Annotated in this window: 8 protein-coding genes; 5 read left to right on the forward strand and 3 right to left on the reverse strand. The window is 72.2% G+C overall.

Going from position 1 to position 13,814, the window contains the following annotated elements; translation table 11 throughout:
- Positions 1-112: 112 nt before the first annotated feature.
- From FGX59_RS11565 to FGX59_RS11575, 3 genes are all read right to left on the reverse strand, one after another.
- On the reverse strand, positions 113-787 hold the full coding sequence (locus tag FGX59_RS11565) for an IS110 family transposase (RefSeq protein WP_138466699.1): 675 nt from the start codon (positions 785-787) through the stop codon (positions 113-115).
- A complete protein-coding gene (locus FGX59_RS39650) occupies positions 784-1,470 on the reverse strand; it encodes a transposase (RefSeq protein ID WP_138466700.1) in 687 nt (228 codons plus the stop codon). Before FGX59_RS39650 ends, FGX59_RS11565 begins: the two co-directional genes overlap by 4 nt.
- 1,538 nt (positions 1,471-3,008) lie before the next feature.
- The gene (locus FGX59_RS11575; protein ID WP_138466701.1) at positions 3,009-5,240 is read right to left on the reverse strand and encodes a condensation domain-containing protein; all 2,232 of its coding nucleotides are present in this window, start codon (positions 5,238-5,240) and stop codon (positions 3,009-3,011) included.
- 693 nt (positions 5,241-5,933) lie between these two features.
- Here FGX59_RS11575 and FGX59_RS11580 point away from each other — a divergent pair.
- From FGX59_RS11580 to FGX59_RS11600, 5 genes are read left to right on the forward strand one after another with little or no spacing between them, the layout of a single operon-like run.
- A complete protein-coding gene (locus tag FGX59_RS11580; protein ID WP_138466702.1) occupies positions 5,934-7,802 on the forward strand; it encodes an HlyD family efflux transporter periplasmic adaptor subunit in 1,869 nt (622 codons plus the stop codon).
- On the forward strand, positions 7,799-9,967 hold the full coding sequence (locus tag FGX59_RS11585; protein ID WP_138466703.1) for a peptidase M50: 2,169 nt from the start codon (positions 7,799-7,801) through the stop codon (positions 9,965-9,967). The genes FGX59_RS11580 and FGX59_RS11585 overlap by 4 nt, the downstream gene beginning before the upstream one ends.
- Before the next feature lie 36 nt (positions 9,968-10,003).
- Positions 10,004-10,798, forward strand: coding sequence for a SapC family protein (locus FGX59_RS11590; protein WP_138466704.1), 795 nt, complete (start codon positions 10,004-10,006; stop codon positions 10,796-10,798).
- A gap of 5 nt (positions 10,799-10,803) precedes the next feature.
- Positions 10,804-12,795 carry a hypothetical protein gene (locus tag FGX59_RS11595; protein ID WP_138466705.1) on the forward strand — a complete coding sequence of 664 codons (1,992 nt, stop codon included), beginning with the start codon at positions 10,804-10,806 and terminating at the stop codon, positions 12,793-12,795.
- Positions 12,792-13,595: an efflux RND transporter periplasmic adaptor subunit gene (locus tag FGX59_RS11600; protein WP_138466706.1), complete on the forward strand. Its 804-nt coding sequence runs from the start codon at positions 12,792-12,794 to the stop codon at positions 13,593-13,595. Before FGX59_RS11595 ends, FGX59_RS11600 begins: the two co-directional genes overlap by 4 nt.
- Positions 13,596-13,814 lie beyond the last annotated feature (219 nt).

Raw genomic sequence — 13,814 nt, forward strand, 5'->3', positions numbered from 1 at the left:
GTCCGCACATCAGGTCGGGAAAGCGATGGGAGCGACCCTTTCGCCATCCCCGGCCAGGTTGCTACATTTCCTCTGCGGGCATTGGCCGACATGACCGCCCGCGCCGTTTGCTTCATGCCACCGCCGCGACACGCGCCGGATCGTATTCTTCGGCCCGCGCGAGAACCGGCCAGACGATCCTCGCGTCCTTGCTGGCCAGCGCGACGGCCACGACAGCGGCATGCTGCCGCTCGCGCAGCCGGGCGATCCATTGGCTCCTGGGGTCCGTCTTGCCGCGCGCCTTCCCCGGCACGGCCCTCGCTGCGAGGATCATCAGCCTGCGAAGGTCGCGGTCGCCGCGCTTGGGGCTCGCGCTTTGGCGGCCCCGCAGGGGCCGCGGTCGCTGCGCCCTGCCGAAGAGCCGCGCCTTGCCCCCGCTCGACCCCGGTCTTGGCACAAGTCCCAGCGTCACGCCGAAGGCGTGCCTCCGGCACGACGCAGCAAACTCCCGTCCGTTCCGGAAGCTGCCCTGATCGCCGGCCGCTGCGACCAGCGCGGATGCCGTGATCCGCTGCCCGGCAGGCGATCTGGCGTCGTGCCGGAGGCACGCCTCTGGCGTCCTGTCGAAGGCACGCCTCTGGCGTGACGCCAGATCTGCCGAGAGGGGCCCGATCCCTTCGATGCAGCCGATCCGCTGGCAGGCCTCGTTCTTCCGGAACAGCGTCCTGATCCTGCGGTCGAAGGCGGCGATGCGCTTGTCGAGTTCTGCCAATTCTTCGCGGATCTCCATCACGAGGTCCCGGATCATGTGCGGCACCCGTCCTCGCGGCGGCGTCCTCCGGCGATCCGGACATCCGCTGCCCGGCAGGACCTTGCGGCACGCACTGTCCCGTGAGCGATGGACATCCGCCCGGGCTTTTCCCTGCCGCCGCTCGAATGCGGCTCTGGCGTGCGGCCAGGCCAGGCCGAGAGGTCCCGCGAGGCGCGGCACCCGGCGGCATCCGCCAGCGCCGTTGCGGTGACGGGACCGATGCCCGGAATGGCCTGCGGGCGCTCCGCGGCCGCGCTGGCCTCCGTCGCGCGGCGGCTCTCCTTTGCCAGCGCATCGCTCTGATCGGGGGGCAAAGACCTGCCCGGCCAGCACCCGGGCAGCAGCCGGCAGGCCGGCGCGCTCGGCCGTCTCGGGCAGGCGCCCGGCATTCCGGACGCCCTTCGGCGCCAGGATGCCGAATTCGCCGAGACGCGCGCGGATTGCCTTGGCGACCTGGGCAGGCCGGGGGCGGGAAACGCCCGCGCCTTGCGGGTCATCGGACGCGCCTGCGTGCTCTCGTCCATCACCGGCACGAAGCGCATTGCCAGCCGGATGGCAGCGTCGGCTCGGCCCCGGCCTGTCTTTCCGCGTCGGGCGCAGGGCTTCACGCAGGAATTCGAGCGAACCGAGAGCGCCCCAATGGGGACATCGCCGCGAGACTGGCATCCGACGGACATCATGGCCGCCCTTGCCCGACACGCGCGCCCAGTCGCGCGCTCCGCGACGAGCCGCCGCCGGTCCCGCAGGGTGCAGGCCGCAGGACGAATGCGAGTGCCTGTTTCCGCCGCAGGACGGCGGCGTCGTCTGCATCGGCGCCGTGGACCTGGAAGACGGACCTGGCGTCCCTCTGCACGATTGCCGCGCAATCACCTGCCGGTCAGCGGGGCGAGGCCGATCGTGGCAAGCTCCGTCATGGACGGCTCCCCTCAGGGACGACTTTGACAGCACCCAATGTGGCGCATTGCGCTGCGGGGCGCGGGCGCCATCCACTCCGTCAATGGCGCCGGGATCGCGTCGCAATGGCGGCCTCCATGCTGTTCAAGGCGCGCAGCTTGCCAGCCTGCACCGCTGTGCCGTCGACTGAAGCCCCGCTTGGCCGCGCAGCGCCAGCCCCGGCCATTTCGGCCGCCGATCTGCAGCGATGCCGGAGCGGCGCCTGCATGGAGCGGCGGCTGCCCGCAGGCGGCGGCAGCAGGTTTGCGAATGCCGATCAAGGGGGTCCGGCCTGTCGCCGGGCATGCGGACCGTGCTCCGTCGCGGGGGGCGCACGCGGCCCCGTCGAGAGGCAAGGCAGGGACATTGCTTCGGCGGGATCAGCAGCCCCGAGGGCGCCGCCGGGTCATCACGGCGCCATGGGCGATCCGCCTTGTGACAAGAGACGGCTGCGGCCCGCGTCTGCCGGGATCGACTCTGCGCCTGGCTTTGCCGCCTCCAGGCCGCACCTGCCCCCGGGGGCGCTTGCTCCCAAATTTGGGCAGCCGCCAGCCAGGACGTCCGAGAGATCTGTTCAGCCGGATCGTTCCGGGCGGAGGCCGGGAACCCTGTCGCGTACTGGCCTGATGCGGACCGTTTCCGGACAGGCGCCCGGCGGCCCCCGCGATGCTTTCCGTCATGGAGATGCCAGCGCAGTCTCATAGGCCGGCCGGATGCGCTCGGCGATGCTCCAAGGAAGGCTGGTGGCGCGACCGGGGGACGGCGGCGCGCATGTCCCCGCTGGCGTCGCTCCCGCAGGGCCCGCCGGTAGCGCCGGGACGCACTGACGACGGCTCGCATTGCCGGGCACCTCCTCTGCATCGAGCGGCGGTTTACGCCGGGGCCAGTGGACCGCGGCGCGCATGTCGCCGCGGGGACGCTCCCGCAGTGTCTGCCGGTCGCGCCTAGACGCTTTGAAGATGGCTCGCATTGCCGGGCACCTCCTTCGGATCCGGCGGCGGCTCATGGCGGGGCCAGTCGACCGCGGCGCGCATGTCGCCGCCGCGGAGCCCGCCGGCAGCACCGGACGCCCGGACGGCGGATCACGCTCCCAGGGCAGCTCCGTCCGCTCCAGCGGCGTCTCATCGCACGACCAGGGGACCGCGGCGCACACGGCCCCGGCAGGGTCGACCCCCGCAGCAGCCGCAGGCAGCCAAGGGACGCGCCGGCGTCGGCGCGAACCGCCCTGCGCCGCCTTCCGCTGCCGGGGATGGCCCGATGCGGACGGCAGCGCGGGCTCCCTCCGTCAGACGGCGAGATCGGAGAGACGCATCTCCGCGCTGCCCTCTCCGGCGAACTGGCGCAGGATCCGGCCCGTCGCCTGGCGCAGCTCCTCCACCCGTGCGGGGCTGTAGCGGTCGGCGCGGTAGCTCATCAGCACGCGGATGCCGCGGGCGCCCTCGATCACGTCCTCCATCACCTCGAATTGCAGGCCGAGAAGCGACTCCGCCTTCTCCGGATCGACCTGGCGGAAGCGGATGCCGCTGCCATCCGGGGCGGAGAGCACGCCGTTCAGCCGGTTCTGCGCGTGGATCTGGATGAAGCTCTCGAAGAGCTGGTCGACCGGCGGGCATTCCCCGCCATGGAGCGCCGCGCCCACCCAGTCGATCGGCACCCCGCCATGGGGCAGCGAGGCGGCGATCGTGTCGCGCACCTGGCCGATCAGCGCGCCGACGGTCATGTCCGGCGCCATCTCGACGCGATGCGCCACCACGGTGGTGAAATAGCCGACCGTGTCGAAATAGGCCGGATCGGTCCGGCCCGAGGCCGAGGTCCCGATCACCGCATCGGTGATCCCGGCCAGCCGGTGCTGCATCGCCGCGATGGCGGCATAGGCGGCATTGAAGAGCGAGGCATCCCCGGCCCGCGCCAGCCGCGCCAGACCGTCGGACTCCGCCGGATCGAGCCGGATCTCCACCCAGCCGCCCGCGGGCGAGGCCGCGGGCCCCGGCGCGTCGCCGAAAAGCGGCTGCGCCAGCCCCGCGCCCTCGAGCATCGAGGTCCAGAAGGGCAGGTGCTCGCGCGTGACCCCGGCCTCGGACTGGCCCGCGGCGAAGACATGGAAGGGCGGCGGGCTGGTCTCCCATTGGGGCGCCTCGCCGCGGCTGCGGCAGGCATAGGCATGGGCCAGCTCCTCCATCATCTGGTTGAGCGACCATTCGTCGACGACGACATGGTGGAAGAGCATCGACAGCAGCTGCGTGCCGTCCTCCTCCGGCAGGAAGCGCAGCCGCAGCGGCAGCTCGCGCGCGAGGTCGAAGACATGCTCCGCCTCCTCTGCGCGGGTGGCGCCGTCGCTTTCGGCCGTGGTCCAGAACCAGCGGTAGCTGTCGAGCGCCGCGGGCGCCACCGGCACTTGCACCGCGCGGCCGTCTTCTTCGCGGAAATGGCTGCGCAGCACCGGATGGCGGACCAGCAGGTCGCGGAAGGCCTGGCCGAAGACGTCCTCCTCCACCGGGTCGAGGAAGCGCAGCGCGAAGGGGATGTTGAAGATCGCGCCCTTGCCGAAGCGGCTATAGGCGCGCCACAGCGACTGCTGCGCCAGCGACAGCGGATGCGCCTCGCCATTTTCCTCCGCTGCGGGCGCGGGAACGGACGTAGCGGGCGCGGGCGCCGTTCCGACGACATGGGCGGCGAGGCCGCGGGCGGTGGCATGGCGGAAGAAATCGGCGAAGCGGACCTCCAGCCCGTGGCGGCTCTGCAAGAGGCCGATCACCCGCGTCGCCACCAGCGAATGGCCGCCGAAATCGAAGAAATCGTCCTCGGGGCCCATGTCCGGCGCGTTCAGCGCGCTGCGGAACTCGGCGAGGATGGCCGTTTCGGGCCCCTCCTGCGGGGCGTCGCCGGCCGCGGGGGCGAGGGGCGCGAGCCCCTCCATCGGCGTGCCGTCTTCCAGGTGGCGGGCCAGCGCGGCCAGCGTGTCCGCCAGGCGGCCGCCCGCGGGCAGGGTGGCGACCAGCGGGGTCTCCGGAGCAGGGGCCGCCGGGGCGCCGTCCGGGGCCTCGCCCGCGATCCCGCGCAGGATCGCCGGGAACCCCGCCCGGGTGCCCAGCACGGGGTGGCGCAGCAGCCCCAGCAGCGCGCCGTCGGGCGCGGCCAGCAGGAGCGCGCGGAAGGGCGGGCGGGCGCCCAGGTCCCAGGGCTCCTCCAGCGCGGCGGCCAGCACGGCGGGGGCGTCCTCGGCCGCCGCGAGGCTGCGGATCTCGGCCAGCGGCAGCGGGGCGGGCTCCTTGCGCAGCAGGCAGTCCTCGCCGAAGCGGTAGGCCTGCGCCAGGTCGGGCAGCTGATCGGCCAGTTCCTCGATCCGCGCCAGGAGCGGACCCAGCCGCGGCGCCTGCGGCAGCGCGACGGCCAGGCAGCCGGGGCGCAGCGTCTCGGGCGCCTGCTGGCTTTCCATCCAGATGCGCTCCTCTTCGGCATCGGGGGCGGATCCCGGCGGCAGGGCGGCGGGGGCGAGGGTCTCTGTCAGGTCTGTCATCCGGTCTTCCCGTCATCTGTCCGGGCCGGGCCGGGATGGCAGCGGGACAGGCGGTCGGGCGGCAGGGGCCCGGGCACCGCGATCCGCGGCCGCCGCGCGCAGGGCGCGGCGCCATCCGGCTCGGCAATCGCTGTCGGGCGGCCTTGCTTGGGTCAAGCTGGGTCTGCTGGAGATGCGAGAGGGAAGGCCGCGGGGGGCCGGAAGTCAAGCGGATTCTGCCCGCGGGACCCCGGCGAGTCGGCCCCGGGCGGGGCCGGAGACGGCGACGAATCGCAGGCGGGGAGGACGCCGCGGCGCGGTCTGCGGAAATTCCCGGCACTCCGGCGCGGGCCGCCCCGAGGCGCTCCGGCCGCCATCGCGGGCGCGGCCGCCGGGCGGCGGGACGGAGCGCCGCGGGAAGACCGGCCGGGGTTAATAAATGGTTAATATGGACAAGCTGTTGCGATCTAATGGAATTTGCCCCGCGGCCCCGATATCCAGCCTGCCGTTGCGTAAGATTCGTCAGGTTATTAACTAAAATTACCAAGATATTCAGTCGGTTGAAAATGGGCGCATTCAGGGCATTCGAACATATGCACGGATCGTGAATTATATTGACAGGGCCGCATTTCGGGCCGGATGCTGGCCCTGTCGGCGGAAACGGGACCGGACGGGCAAGTCCGGCAGGAGCGCCGCCAGCGGGAGGAATGGCCAGTGATCGACGGTACGCGCGAGGCGCTCCCAGGCGGGGAGGAGCCTGGCCCGCAGGTCTCTTACGCGGTGCTCGACCGCATGCTCTGGGCGCGGTTCCAGCAGGCTGAAACCGTCGAGAGCTATCTCGAATGCTGGCTCGGACTCCTGGCACGCCAGATCGATGGCATGTCCGCCGGGCTGCTGGTCGCGGGCGAGGGCCCCGATGCTGGTCCCTTCGCGCAGGCCGCGCGCTGGCCCGCAGGCAGCGCGGCGGCCCCGGACCTGGCCGAGGCGGCGGCGCAGGCGGTGTCTTCCCAGCAGAGCATCGTCCTCGGCGAAGGCACAAGGCGGCGGGTGCTGGCCTGCCCGATCGAGGCGCTTGGCGGCCTCTTCGGCGCGGTGGCGGTCAGCGCGCCCGACACGGCGCCGCCGACCCCGGCGCTCTTCCGGCGGCTGCAATGGGGGATCGGCTGGATCGAGCTGCTCCTGCGGCGCGAGCAGGAGGCGCGCGACGGCGACCTGCGCGAGCGCGTGACCGTCGCCTTCGACATGCTCGCCTGCCTTCTGGAACATGACCGGCTCGACGAGGCGGGCGCGGCGCTGGTCACCGGCCTGGCGCGGCGGCTCGACTGCGAGACGGTCAGCCTGGGGCTCTCTCGCGGCGGGCGGATGCGGGTGCGCGCGGTCTCCTCCGCCGCGGGCTTCGGCAAGCGCGCCAGCTTCGTGCGCGAGACCGGGCTGGCGATGGACGAGGCGGCCGACCAGGAGGCGGTGATCCTCTGGCCCGCCCCGGCGGACTGGGAATTCCGCGTCTCGCGCGCCGCGGAAGAGCTGTCGGTCTCGCACGGGGCGGGCGCGGTGCTGACCATCCCGCTGGCCGCCGGGCCGCGCATCATCGGCGCGCTCTGCTTCGAGCGCCGCCCCGGCGCGCCCTTCACCGCCCGCGATGTCGAGATCTGCGACGCTGTCGCCGCCATTGCCGGGCCGATCCTCGAGGACCGCCGCCGCGACGGGCGCTGGCTGCCCGCCAAGGCCTGGGCGAGCCTGCGCCACGGCCTCTCGGCGCTGCTGGGGCCGCGCCATTTCGGCGCCAAGATCGCCACGCTGGCCGCGGCCGGGACCGCGGCCGCGCTGTGGCTGGTGCCGGCGGGCTATGCGGTGACCGCGCCGGTGCGGCTCGAGGGCAAGGTGCAGCGCAGCGTCATCGCGCCCTTCAACGGCTATCTCGCGTCGCAGTCGGCGCGGGCGGGGGACCGGGTGGCCGCGGGCCAGATCCTCGCCGTGCTCGACGAGAAGGACCTGGCCCTGGAAAAGCTGCGCCTGGCCACCGCGCGCCAGCAGAAGACCCGCGAGCTCGACCGCGCCATCGCCGCGCGCGAAGTGGCGGAGGCCTCGATCATCCGCGCCCAGCTGGACCAGACCGACGCGCAGCTCGGCCTTGTCGGCGAGCAGCTCGCCCGCACCCGCATCCGCGCGCCCTTCGACGGCTATGTCGTCGAGGGCGACCTGAGCCAGTCGGTCGGCGGCGCGGTGGAGCGCGGCCAGACCCTGTTCCGCATCGCCCCGCTCGACGGGTTCCGCGTCATGCTGGAGATCGACGAGCGCGACATCGCCCAGATCGCCCCGGGGCAGGAGGGCAGCCTGCGGCTGTCGGCGCTGCCCGAGGCGCCGCATGGCTACCGGGTGGAGCGGATCACGCCGCTGGCGCGCCAGGGCGAGGGGCGGAACTACTTCCTGGTGGAGGCTGCGCTGGACGGGGAATTCGCCCGGGCGCGCCCCGGCATGGAAGGCGTCTCGCGCACCGAGATCGGCGAGAGGCGGCTGGGCTGGGTGCTGTTCCACGACCTCGCCGACTGGGCGCGGCTTGCCGCCTGGAGGTGGCAGCCGTGAAGACCCGGAGCTGGAATGCCGCCTCCTGGTACCGTGTCGCCGGGTTCCGTCCGCGACTGCGCGCGCATGTGCGCATCCACCGCCATCTCTACCGCGGCACGCTCTGGCACGTGCTGCAGGACCGGCTGTCCGGACGGTTCCACCGCTTCACCCCCGAGGCCTACCGGCTGGTCGCGATGATGGATGGCAGCCGCACGCTGGAGGAGATCTGGGAGCATGCCGTCGCGGCGATGGAGATCGACGCCGTCACCCGCGACGAGCTGGTGCGGCTGGTCGGCCAGCTCTATTCGGCGGATGTGCTCTCGGGCGACGTGCCGCCCGACATCGTCGAGATCTCCGAGCGCGGCCGCCGCCAGGCGCGCCAGACGCTGGTCCGCTCGGTGCTGAACCCGCTGGCGCTGCGCCTGCCGGTCTTCGACCCCGAGGATTTCCTGGCGGCCACCTATCCGCTGGTGCGGCCCTTCCTGTCCTGGGCGGGCGTGGCGCTCTTCCTGGCGATCGTGGCCTGGGGCGGGGTGACGGCGGCGCTGAACTGGGGGCCGCTGACCGGCAACGTGCTCGACCGGACGCTGTCGCGGGACAACATCCTGCTGCTGCTGCTGGTCTATCCCTTCGTCAAGGCCTGCCACGAGCTGGGCCATGCCTATGCGATCAAGCGCTGGGGCGGCGAGGTGCACGAGATCGGCCTGATGTTCCTGGTCTTCATGCCGGTGCCCTATGTCGACGCCTCCGACAGCATCGGCTTTCCCGGAAAATGGCGCCGCGCCGCGGTCTGCGCCGCGGGCATCCTGGTCGAGATCCTGCTGGCCGCGCTGGCGATGATTGTCTGGGCCCATGCCGAAGAGGGCATCCTGCGCGCGGTGGCCTTCAACGTGATGCTGATCGGCGGCATCTCGACCCTGCTCTTCAACGGCAATCCGCTCCTGCGCTTCGACGGCTACTACGCGCTCTGCGACATCCTCGAGATCCCCAATCTCGGCCAGCGCGCCAACCGCTACCTGGGCTATCTCGTGCAGCGCCATGCCTTCGGCATGGACTGGGCCGAGTCCCCCGCCACCGCCCGGGCAGAGCCCTTCTGGTTCGTCGCCTATGCCACCGCGGCCTGGATCTACCGGCTCTTCATCATGCTGGCGATCATCGGGCTGGTGGCGACGCGGTTCTTCTTCATCGGCGTGATGCTGGCGGTCTGGGCGCTGTTCCTGATGCTGGTGCTGCCGCTTCTCAAGGGCGTCTGGTGGCTCTTCACCGCGCCCGCGCTGCGGCGCCATCGCGGCCGTGCCTTCGCGGTGACGGGCGGCACGCTGGCAGCGCTGGCGGGCGGGCTCCTCTTCGTGCCGGTGCCGCTCAACACCATGGCCGAAGGCGTGGTGATCCCGCGCCCCGGCGCCTTCGCCAATGCCACCTGGGACGGCGAGGTCGGCGCGGTGCTGGTCGAGGCCGGGGCGACGGTGCGCGCGGGCACGCCGCTCCTGCGGATCGAGGATCCGCTGATCCTGTCACGGCGCGAGGTGCTGGCGGCGCGGATCGCCGAGCTCGCGCGTCGGCTGGCGGCCGAGGCGCCCTTCGACCAGGTGGCGGTGCGCATCATGGAAGAGGAGCTGGAGGCCGCCCGCGCCGACCTGGCGCTGACCGATGCGCGGATCGCGGGCCAGACGGTGACGGCGGGGCGCGACGGGCGGGTTATGCTGCCCCGCGGCGCCGACCTGGAGGGCTCCTTCGCGCGGCGCGGCGACCAGCTGGCGGTAATCGACGATTTCGACAGCCCGGCGATCCGCGTCGTGGTGCCCGGCATCCGCTCGGGGCTGGTGCGCAGCGCCACGCGCGAGATCGGCATCCGCTTCGCCTTCGATCCCGGCCGCACCCATCCCGCGCGGCTGGCCCGCGCCACCCCGGTGCTGAGCCGCACGCTGCCCTCGCTGGCGCTGGCGCGCGAAGGCGGCGGGCGCGCCTCGCTCGACCCGGCGCTGCCGCGCGAGCGGCTGCAGACCTTCGACCCGATGTTCCAGCTCGACCTCGAGCTCGCCGAACCGGTCGCCGTGCCGGTCTATGGCGCGCGCGTCCATGTCCGCTTTGCCCATGACCCCGAACCGCTCGCCGGGCGCCTCTACCAGGCGGCCACGCGGGTCTTCCTGAAATACTTCGTCTCGCGCGATGCCACCGCCTGAGACGCCGGCAGAGATCAACCAAGGGAGAAAGACACCATGACCCAGCTGCTCTTCTACGAGACCGCAAGGCCCGTGACCCCGAGGGCGCATGGCGACCTCTATGTGCGCACCGGCGGCCAGTACCGCTTCGCGCGCAGCGTCAATTCGGTGCCGCTGACCGCGGTGGAGTTCTCGGCGGCGGCGGCGCATTACCCGATCGTCTTCGCGGGCACGGCCGAGAAGGTCATGCCGGCCGTGATCCTCGGCGTGAAGGCGGACCAGAACTTCCATGTCAGCGAAGAGGGCACCTGGCGCCAGGGCAGCTATGTCCCCGCCTTCGTGCGCCGCTATCCCTTCGTCTTCTCGACCGATGCGGAAAACCGGAACTTCATCCTCAATATCGACGAGAGCTACGAGGGCTGCAACCGCGAGGGCCGCGGCGAGCGGCTGTTCGACGCCGAGGGGCGGCAGACGATCTACCTGCAGAACATCCTGCGCTTCCTGCAGGAATACCAGGGCCAGTTCCGCCGCACCGAAGCCTATTGCAAGCGGCTGCTGGATCTCGGCCTGCTCAAGCCGATGCAGGCGCAGTTCAAGCTGCCCGGCGGCGCGCAGCGCTCGCTTTCGGGCTTCATGACGGTCGACCGCGAGGCGCTGAAGAAGATCGCCGACAGCGACCTGCGGTCGATGTTCGACACCGACGAGCTGGAATGCACCTTCCTGCATCTCTTCTCGATGCGGCATTTCCAGTCGATGCTGAACACCTTCGGCGACAGCCTGCAGGAGGAGGCGCAGCCGGACGGGGCCGAGGACGCCGCGCCGCAGCCCGAACTCGAGAACGCAGAGGGCTGACCGCCATGGTCCCGGACGCCGCCCCCGGCTTCGCCGCGCCCGCGGTGCGCTTCTACCCCGAACGGGCGGAGCGCGATCCCGGCTGGCTCGACGAGGCGGGGGCGGCGGTCCTGGGCCGTCTCTCGGCGGCGGCGGCACGGGGGACCATGCCCGTCCGCCGCCGCTGGGAGGTCGCGCGCGCTGAGCGGATCTCGGCACGGTTCGCCCAGCTCTCCGAGCGCGCCTTCGACGAGGAGATCCTCTGCCAGCGCGCCCGCATCCGCCGCCAGGGGCTCTGCCGCGGCAGCATCGCGCTGGGGATCGCGCTGGCGCGCGAGGCCAGCCACCGGGAAATCGGCAAGCGCCAGTACCGCGTGCAGATGCGCGGCGCGCTCGCCATGCTCTCGGGGCGGCTGATCGAGATGGATACCGGCGAGGGCAAGACGATCACCGCCGGGCTTGCCGCCGCCACCGCCGCGCTGGCGGGGATCCCGGTGCATGTCATCACCGTCAACGGCTATCTCGCCGAGCGCGACGCCGCTGCGCTCGCCCCGGTCTACCGGCGGCTGGGGCTCGGCACCGGCGTGATCCTCGAGGGGATGGAGCGCCCGGCGCGGCGCGAGGCCTACCGCGCGCCGGTGACCTACGGATCGAATTCGGAAATGGCCTTCGACTACCTGCGCGACCGGCTGGGCTTCGGCGCGGCGGGGCCGAACGCGGTGGAAAGCCGCCTGCGCCGCATCGTCGACGAGCCCGGCGGCGATGCCGGGCCGGTGATGCGCGGGCTGCATTTCGCGATTGTCGACGAGGCGGACAGCGTGCTGGTCGACGAGGCGCGCACGCCGCTGATCCTGTCGCGGATGACCGACCCCGAGGCCGAGGCGGCCTGGAGCGCCCGCGCGCTGGAACTGGCCCGGGCGCTGGCCGAGGGCGGCGACTACCGCGTCATCGCCGAGGAGCGCCGGGTGGAGCTGACCCGGCAGGGCCGCGCCCGGCTGGCGGAGATGGCCGGCACGGAGGGCGGGCTCTGGCAGAGCGCGATCCGCCGCGAGGAGGTCGTCACCCAGGCGCTCTGCGTGCTGCACATCTTCCGGCGCGGCGACCAGTACCTGGTGCGCGACGGCAAGGTGCAGATCGTCGACGAGTATACCGGGCACCTGCAGCCCGACCGCAGCTGGTCGGACGGGCTCCACCAGCTGGTGCAGGCGCGCGAAGGGGTCGAGGTCACCGGCCAGAACCTGGCGATCGCGCGGATGACCTACCAGCGGCTCTACCGCCGCTATGTCCATCTCTGCGGCATGACCGGCACCGCGCGCGAGGTCGCGGGCGAGCTGCGCGCCGTCTACGGGCTGCAGGTCGAGCGGGTGCCGCCGCGGCGGCCCTCGCGGCTGCGCTACCGGCGGCCGCAGATCCACCGCAGCGCCGCCTGCCGCTGGGCGGCGGTGGCGCAGGAGGCCCGGCGCGAGACCGCCCGCGGCCGTCCGGTGCTGATCGGCACCCGTTCCGTCGCCGCCTCGCTGACCGTGGCCGAGGCGCTGGAGGCAGCGGGGCTGCCCCATGCGGTGCTGAATGCCGAGAACGACTACGAGGCCGCCGGGATCATCGCCCGCGCCGGGGAGGCGGGGCAGATCACCGTGGCGACCAACATGGCGGGGCGGGGCGTCGACATCGCGCTGCCGCCCGGCAGCGCCGCGGCCGGCGGGCTGCATGTCATCCTGACCGAGCGCCACGATGCCGGGCGCATCGACCGCCAGCTGGCCGGGCGCGCCGGGCGCCGCGGCGAGCGGGGCAGCGTGGCGGCGATCCTCTCGCTCGAGGATCCGCTGCTCGAGGTGATCGACGCGCCGTTCCTCAAGGCGCTGGCGCGGGTCCCGCTCATCGGCGCCGGTCCGCGGCTGGCGCTCTTCGACCGGGCGCAGCGCCGCGCCGAGAAAAGCCATGCCCGCGCCCGCCGCGACCTGGTCCGCCAGGACCGCCGTCTCAGCCAGCTCCTGTCCTTTGCCGGAGGCCTCGAATGACCCGCCTGCCTGCCGCCTGTGCCGCCCTCTGCCTCGCCGCCGCCCCGGCGCTGGCGCAGGAGGGCTATGACTGCCTGATGGATCCGCTGCGCACGATCGAGCTGGCAAGCCCCGCGGCCGGGCTGCTCGAGGAGGTGCTGGTCGAGCGCGGCGATGCCGTGGCCAGGGGCCAGCTGGTGGCGCGGCTGACCTCGGAGATCGAGGAGAGCACGGTCGAACTGCTGACGCTGCGGGCCGAGACCGAGGCGGTGGTCGCCGCCCAGGCCAAGCAGGTCGGGATGATGGAGCGCCGCTTCGACCGGGTGTCGCGGCTGCAGGACCGCGGGGTGGCGACGCAGGAGGCGCTCGACCAGGTGGAGACCGAGCTGATCGCCGCGCAGAGCCTGCTGATGCAGGCCGAGCTGAACCGCAACCTGGCGCTGAAGGAGCTGGCGCGGGCGAAGATCGCGCTCGGCGAGCGCAGCATCCGCAGCCCGGTCGACGGCGTCGTGCAGGAGCGGGCGATGTCGGGCGGCGAATATGTCAGCTCGGACGACCATGTGGTGAAGATCGTCCAGCTCGACCCGCTGCGGGTGGAGGCCTTCCTGCCGGTCTCGCTCTATGGCCGGATCGGCATCGGCGCCCAGGCGGTGGTGCATCCCGCGCCGCCGATCGAGGGCGCCTATCCGGCCGAGGTCGTCGCGGTCGACCCGGTCTTCGACGCGGCCAGCGCGACCTTCGTGGTGGTGCTGGAGCTGCCGAACCCCGACCGGAAGCTGCCGGCCGGGCATCGCTGCAGCCTCGAAATCGGCGGCAGCTGACGGTAGAGACCCTTAAGACATTAACCTGTGTTTATGGACAAAGTTATCCACATGTGTGAATTGTCCGTTCCAGAATGGTTGCCATGTGATACAAGCTTAGATTGAGTGCACCTTATTTCCAGTTGTTTGCCATGTAGGTCCCGGCCATGCCGGAGTCCCCTGTACTTTGTTCGAGTGAATTGATTCCACGAGAAAAAGATCGGCCCAGGGAGAGAGAAA

Origin of the sequence: Poseidonocella sp. HB161398, from assembly GCF_005870025.1 — a bacterium.
GTDB lineage: Bacteria > Pseudomonadota > Alphaproteobacteria > Rhodobacterales > Rhodobacteraceae > Mangrovicoccus.

Bases quoted from the DNA above. Each gene is read 5' to 3' on its own strand.
- FGX59_RS11600 (WP_138466706.1), top strand. From the start codon at position 12,792: ATGACCCGCCTGCCTGCCGCCTGTGCCGCCCTCTGCCTCGCCGCCGCC.
- FGX59_RS11565 (WP_138466699.1), bottom strand. From the start codon at position 787: ATGATCCGGGACCTCGTGATGGAGATCCGCGAAGAATTGGCAGAACTC.
- FGX59_RS11575 (WP_138466701.1), bottom strand. From the start codon at position 5,240: ATGACAGACCTGACAGAGACCCTCGCCCCCGCCGCCCTGCCGCCGGGA.
- FGX59_RS11595 (WP_138466705.1), top strand. From the start codon at position 10,804: ATGGTCCCGGACGCCGCCCCCGGCTTCGCCGCGCCCGCGGTGCGCTTC.
- FGX59_RS39650 (WP_138466700.1), bottom strand. From the start codon at position 1,470: ATGATGTCCGTCGGATGCCAGTCTCGCGGCGATGTCCCCATTGGGGCG.
- FGX59_RS11590 (WP_138466704.1), top strand. From the start codon at position 10,004: ATGACCCAGCTGCTCTTCTACGAGACCGCAAGGCCCGTGACCCCGAGG.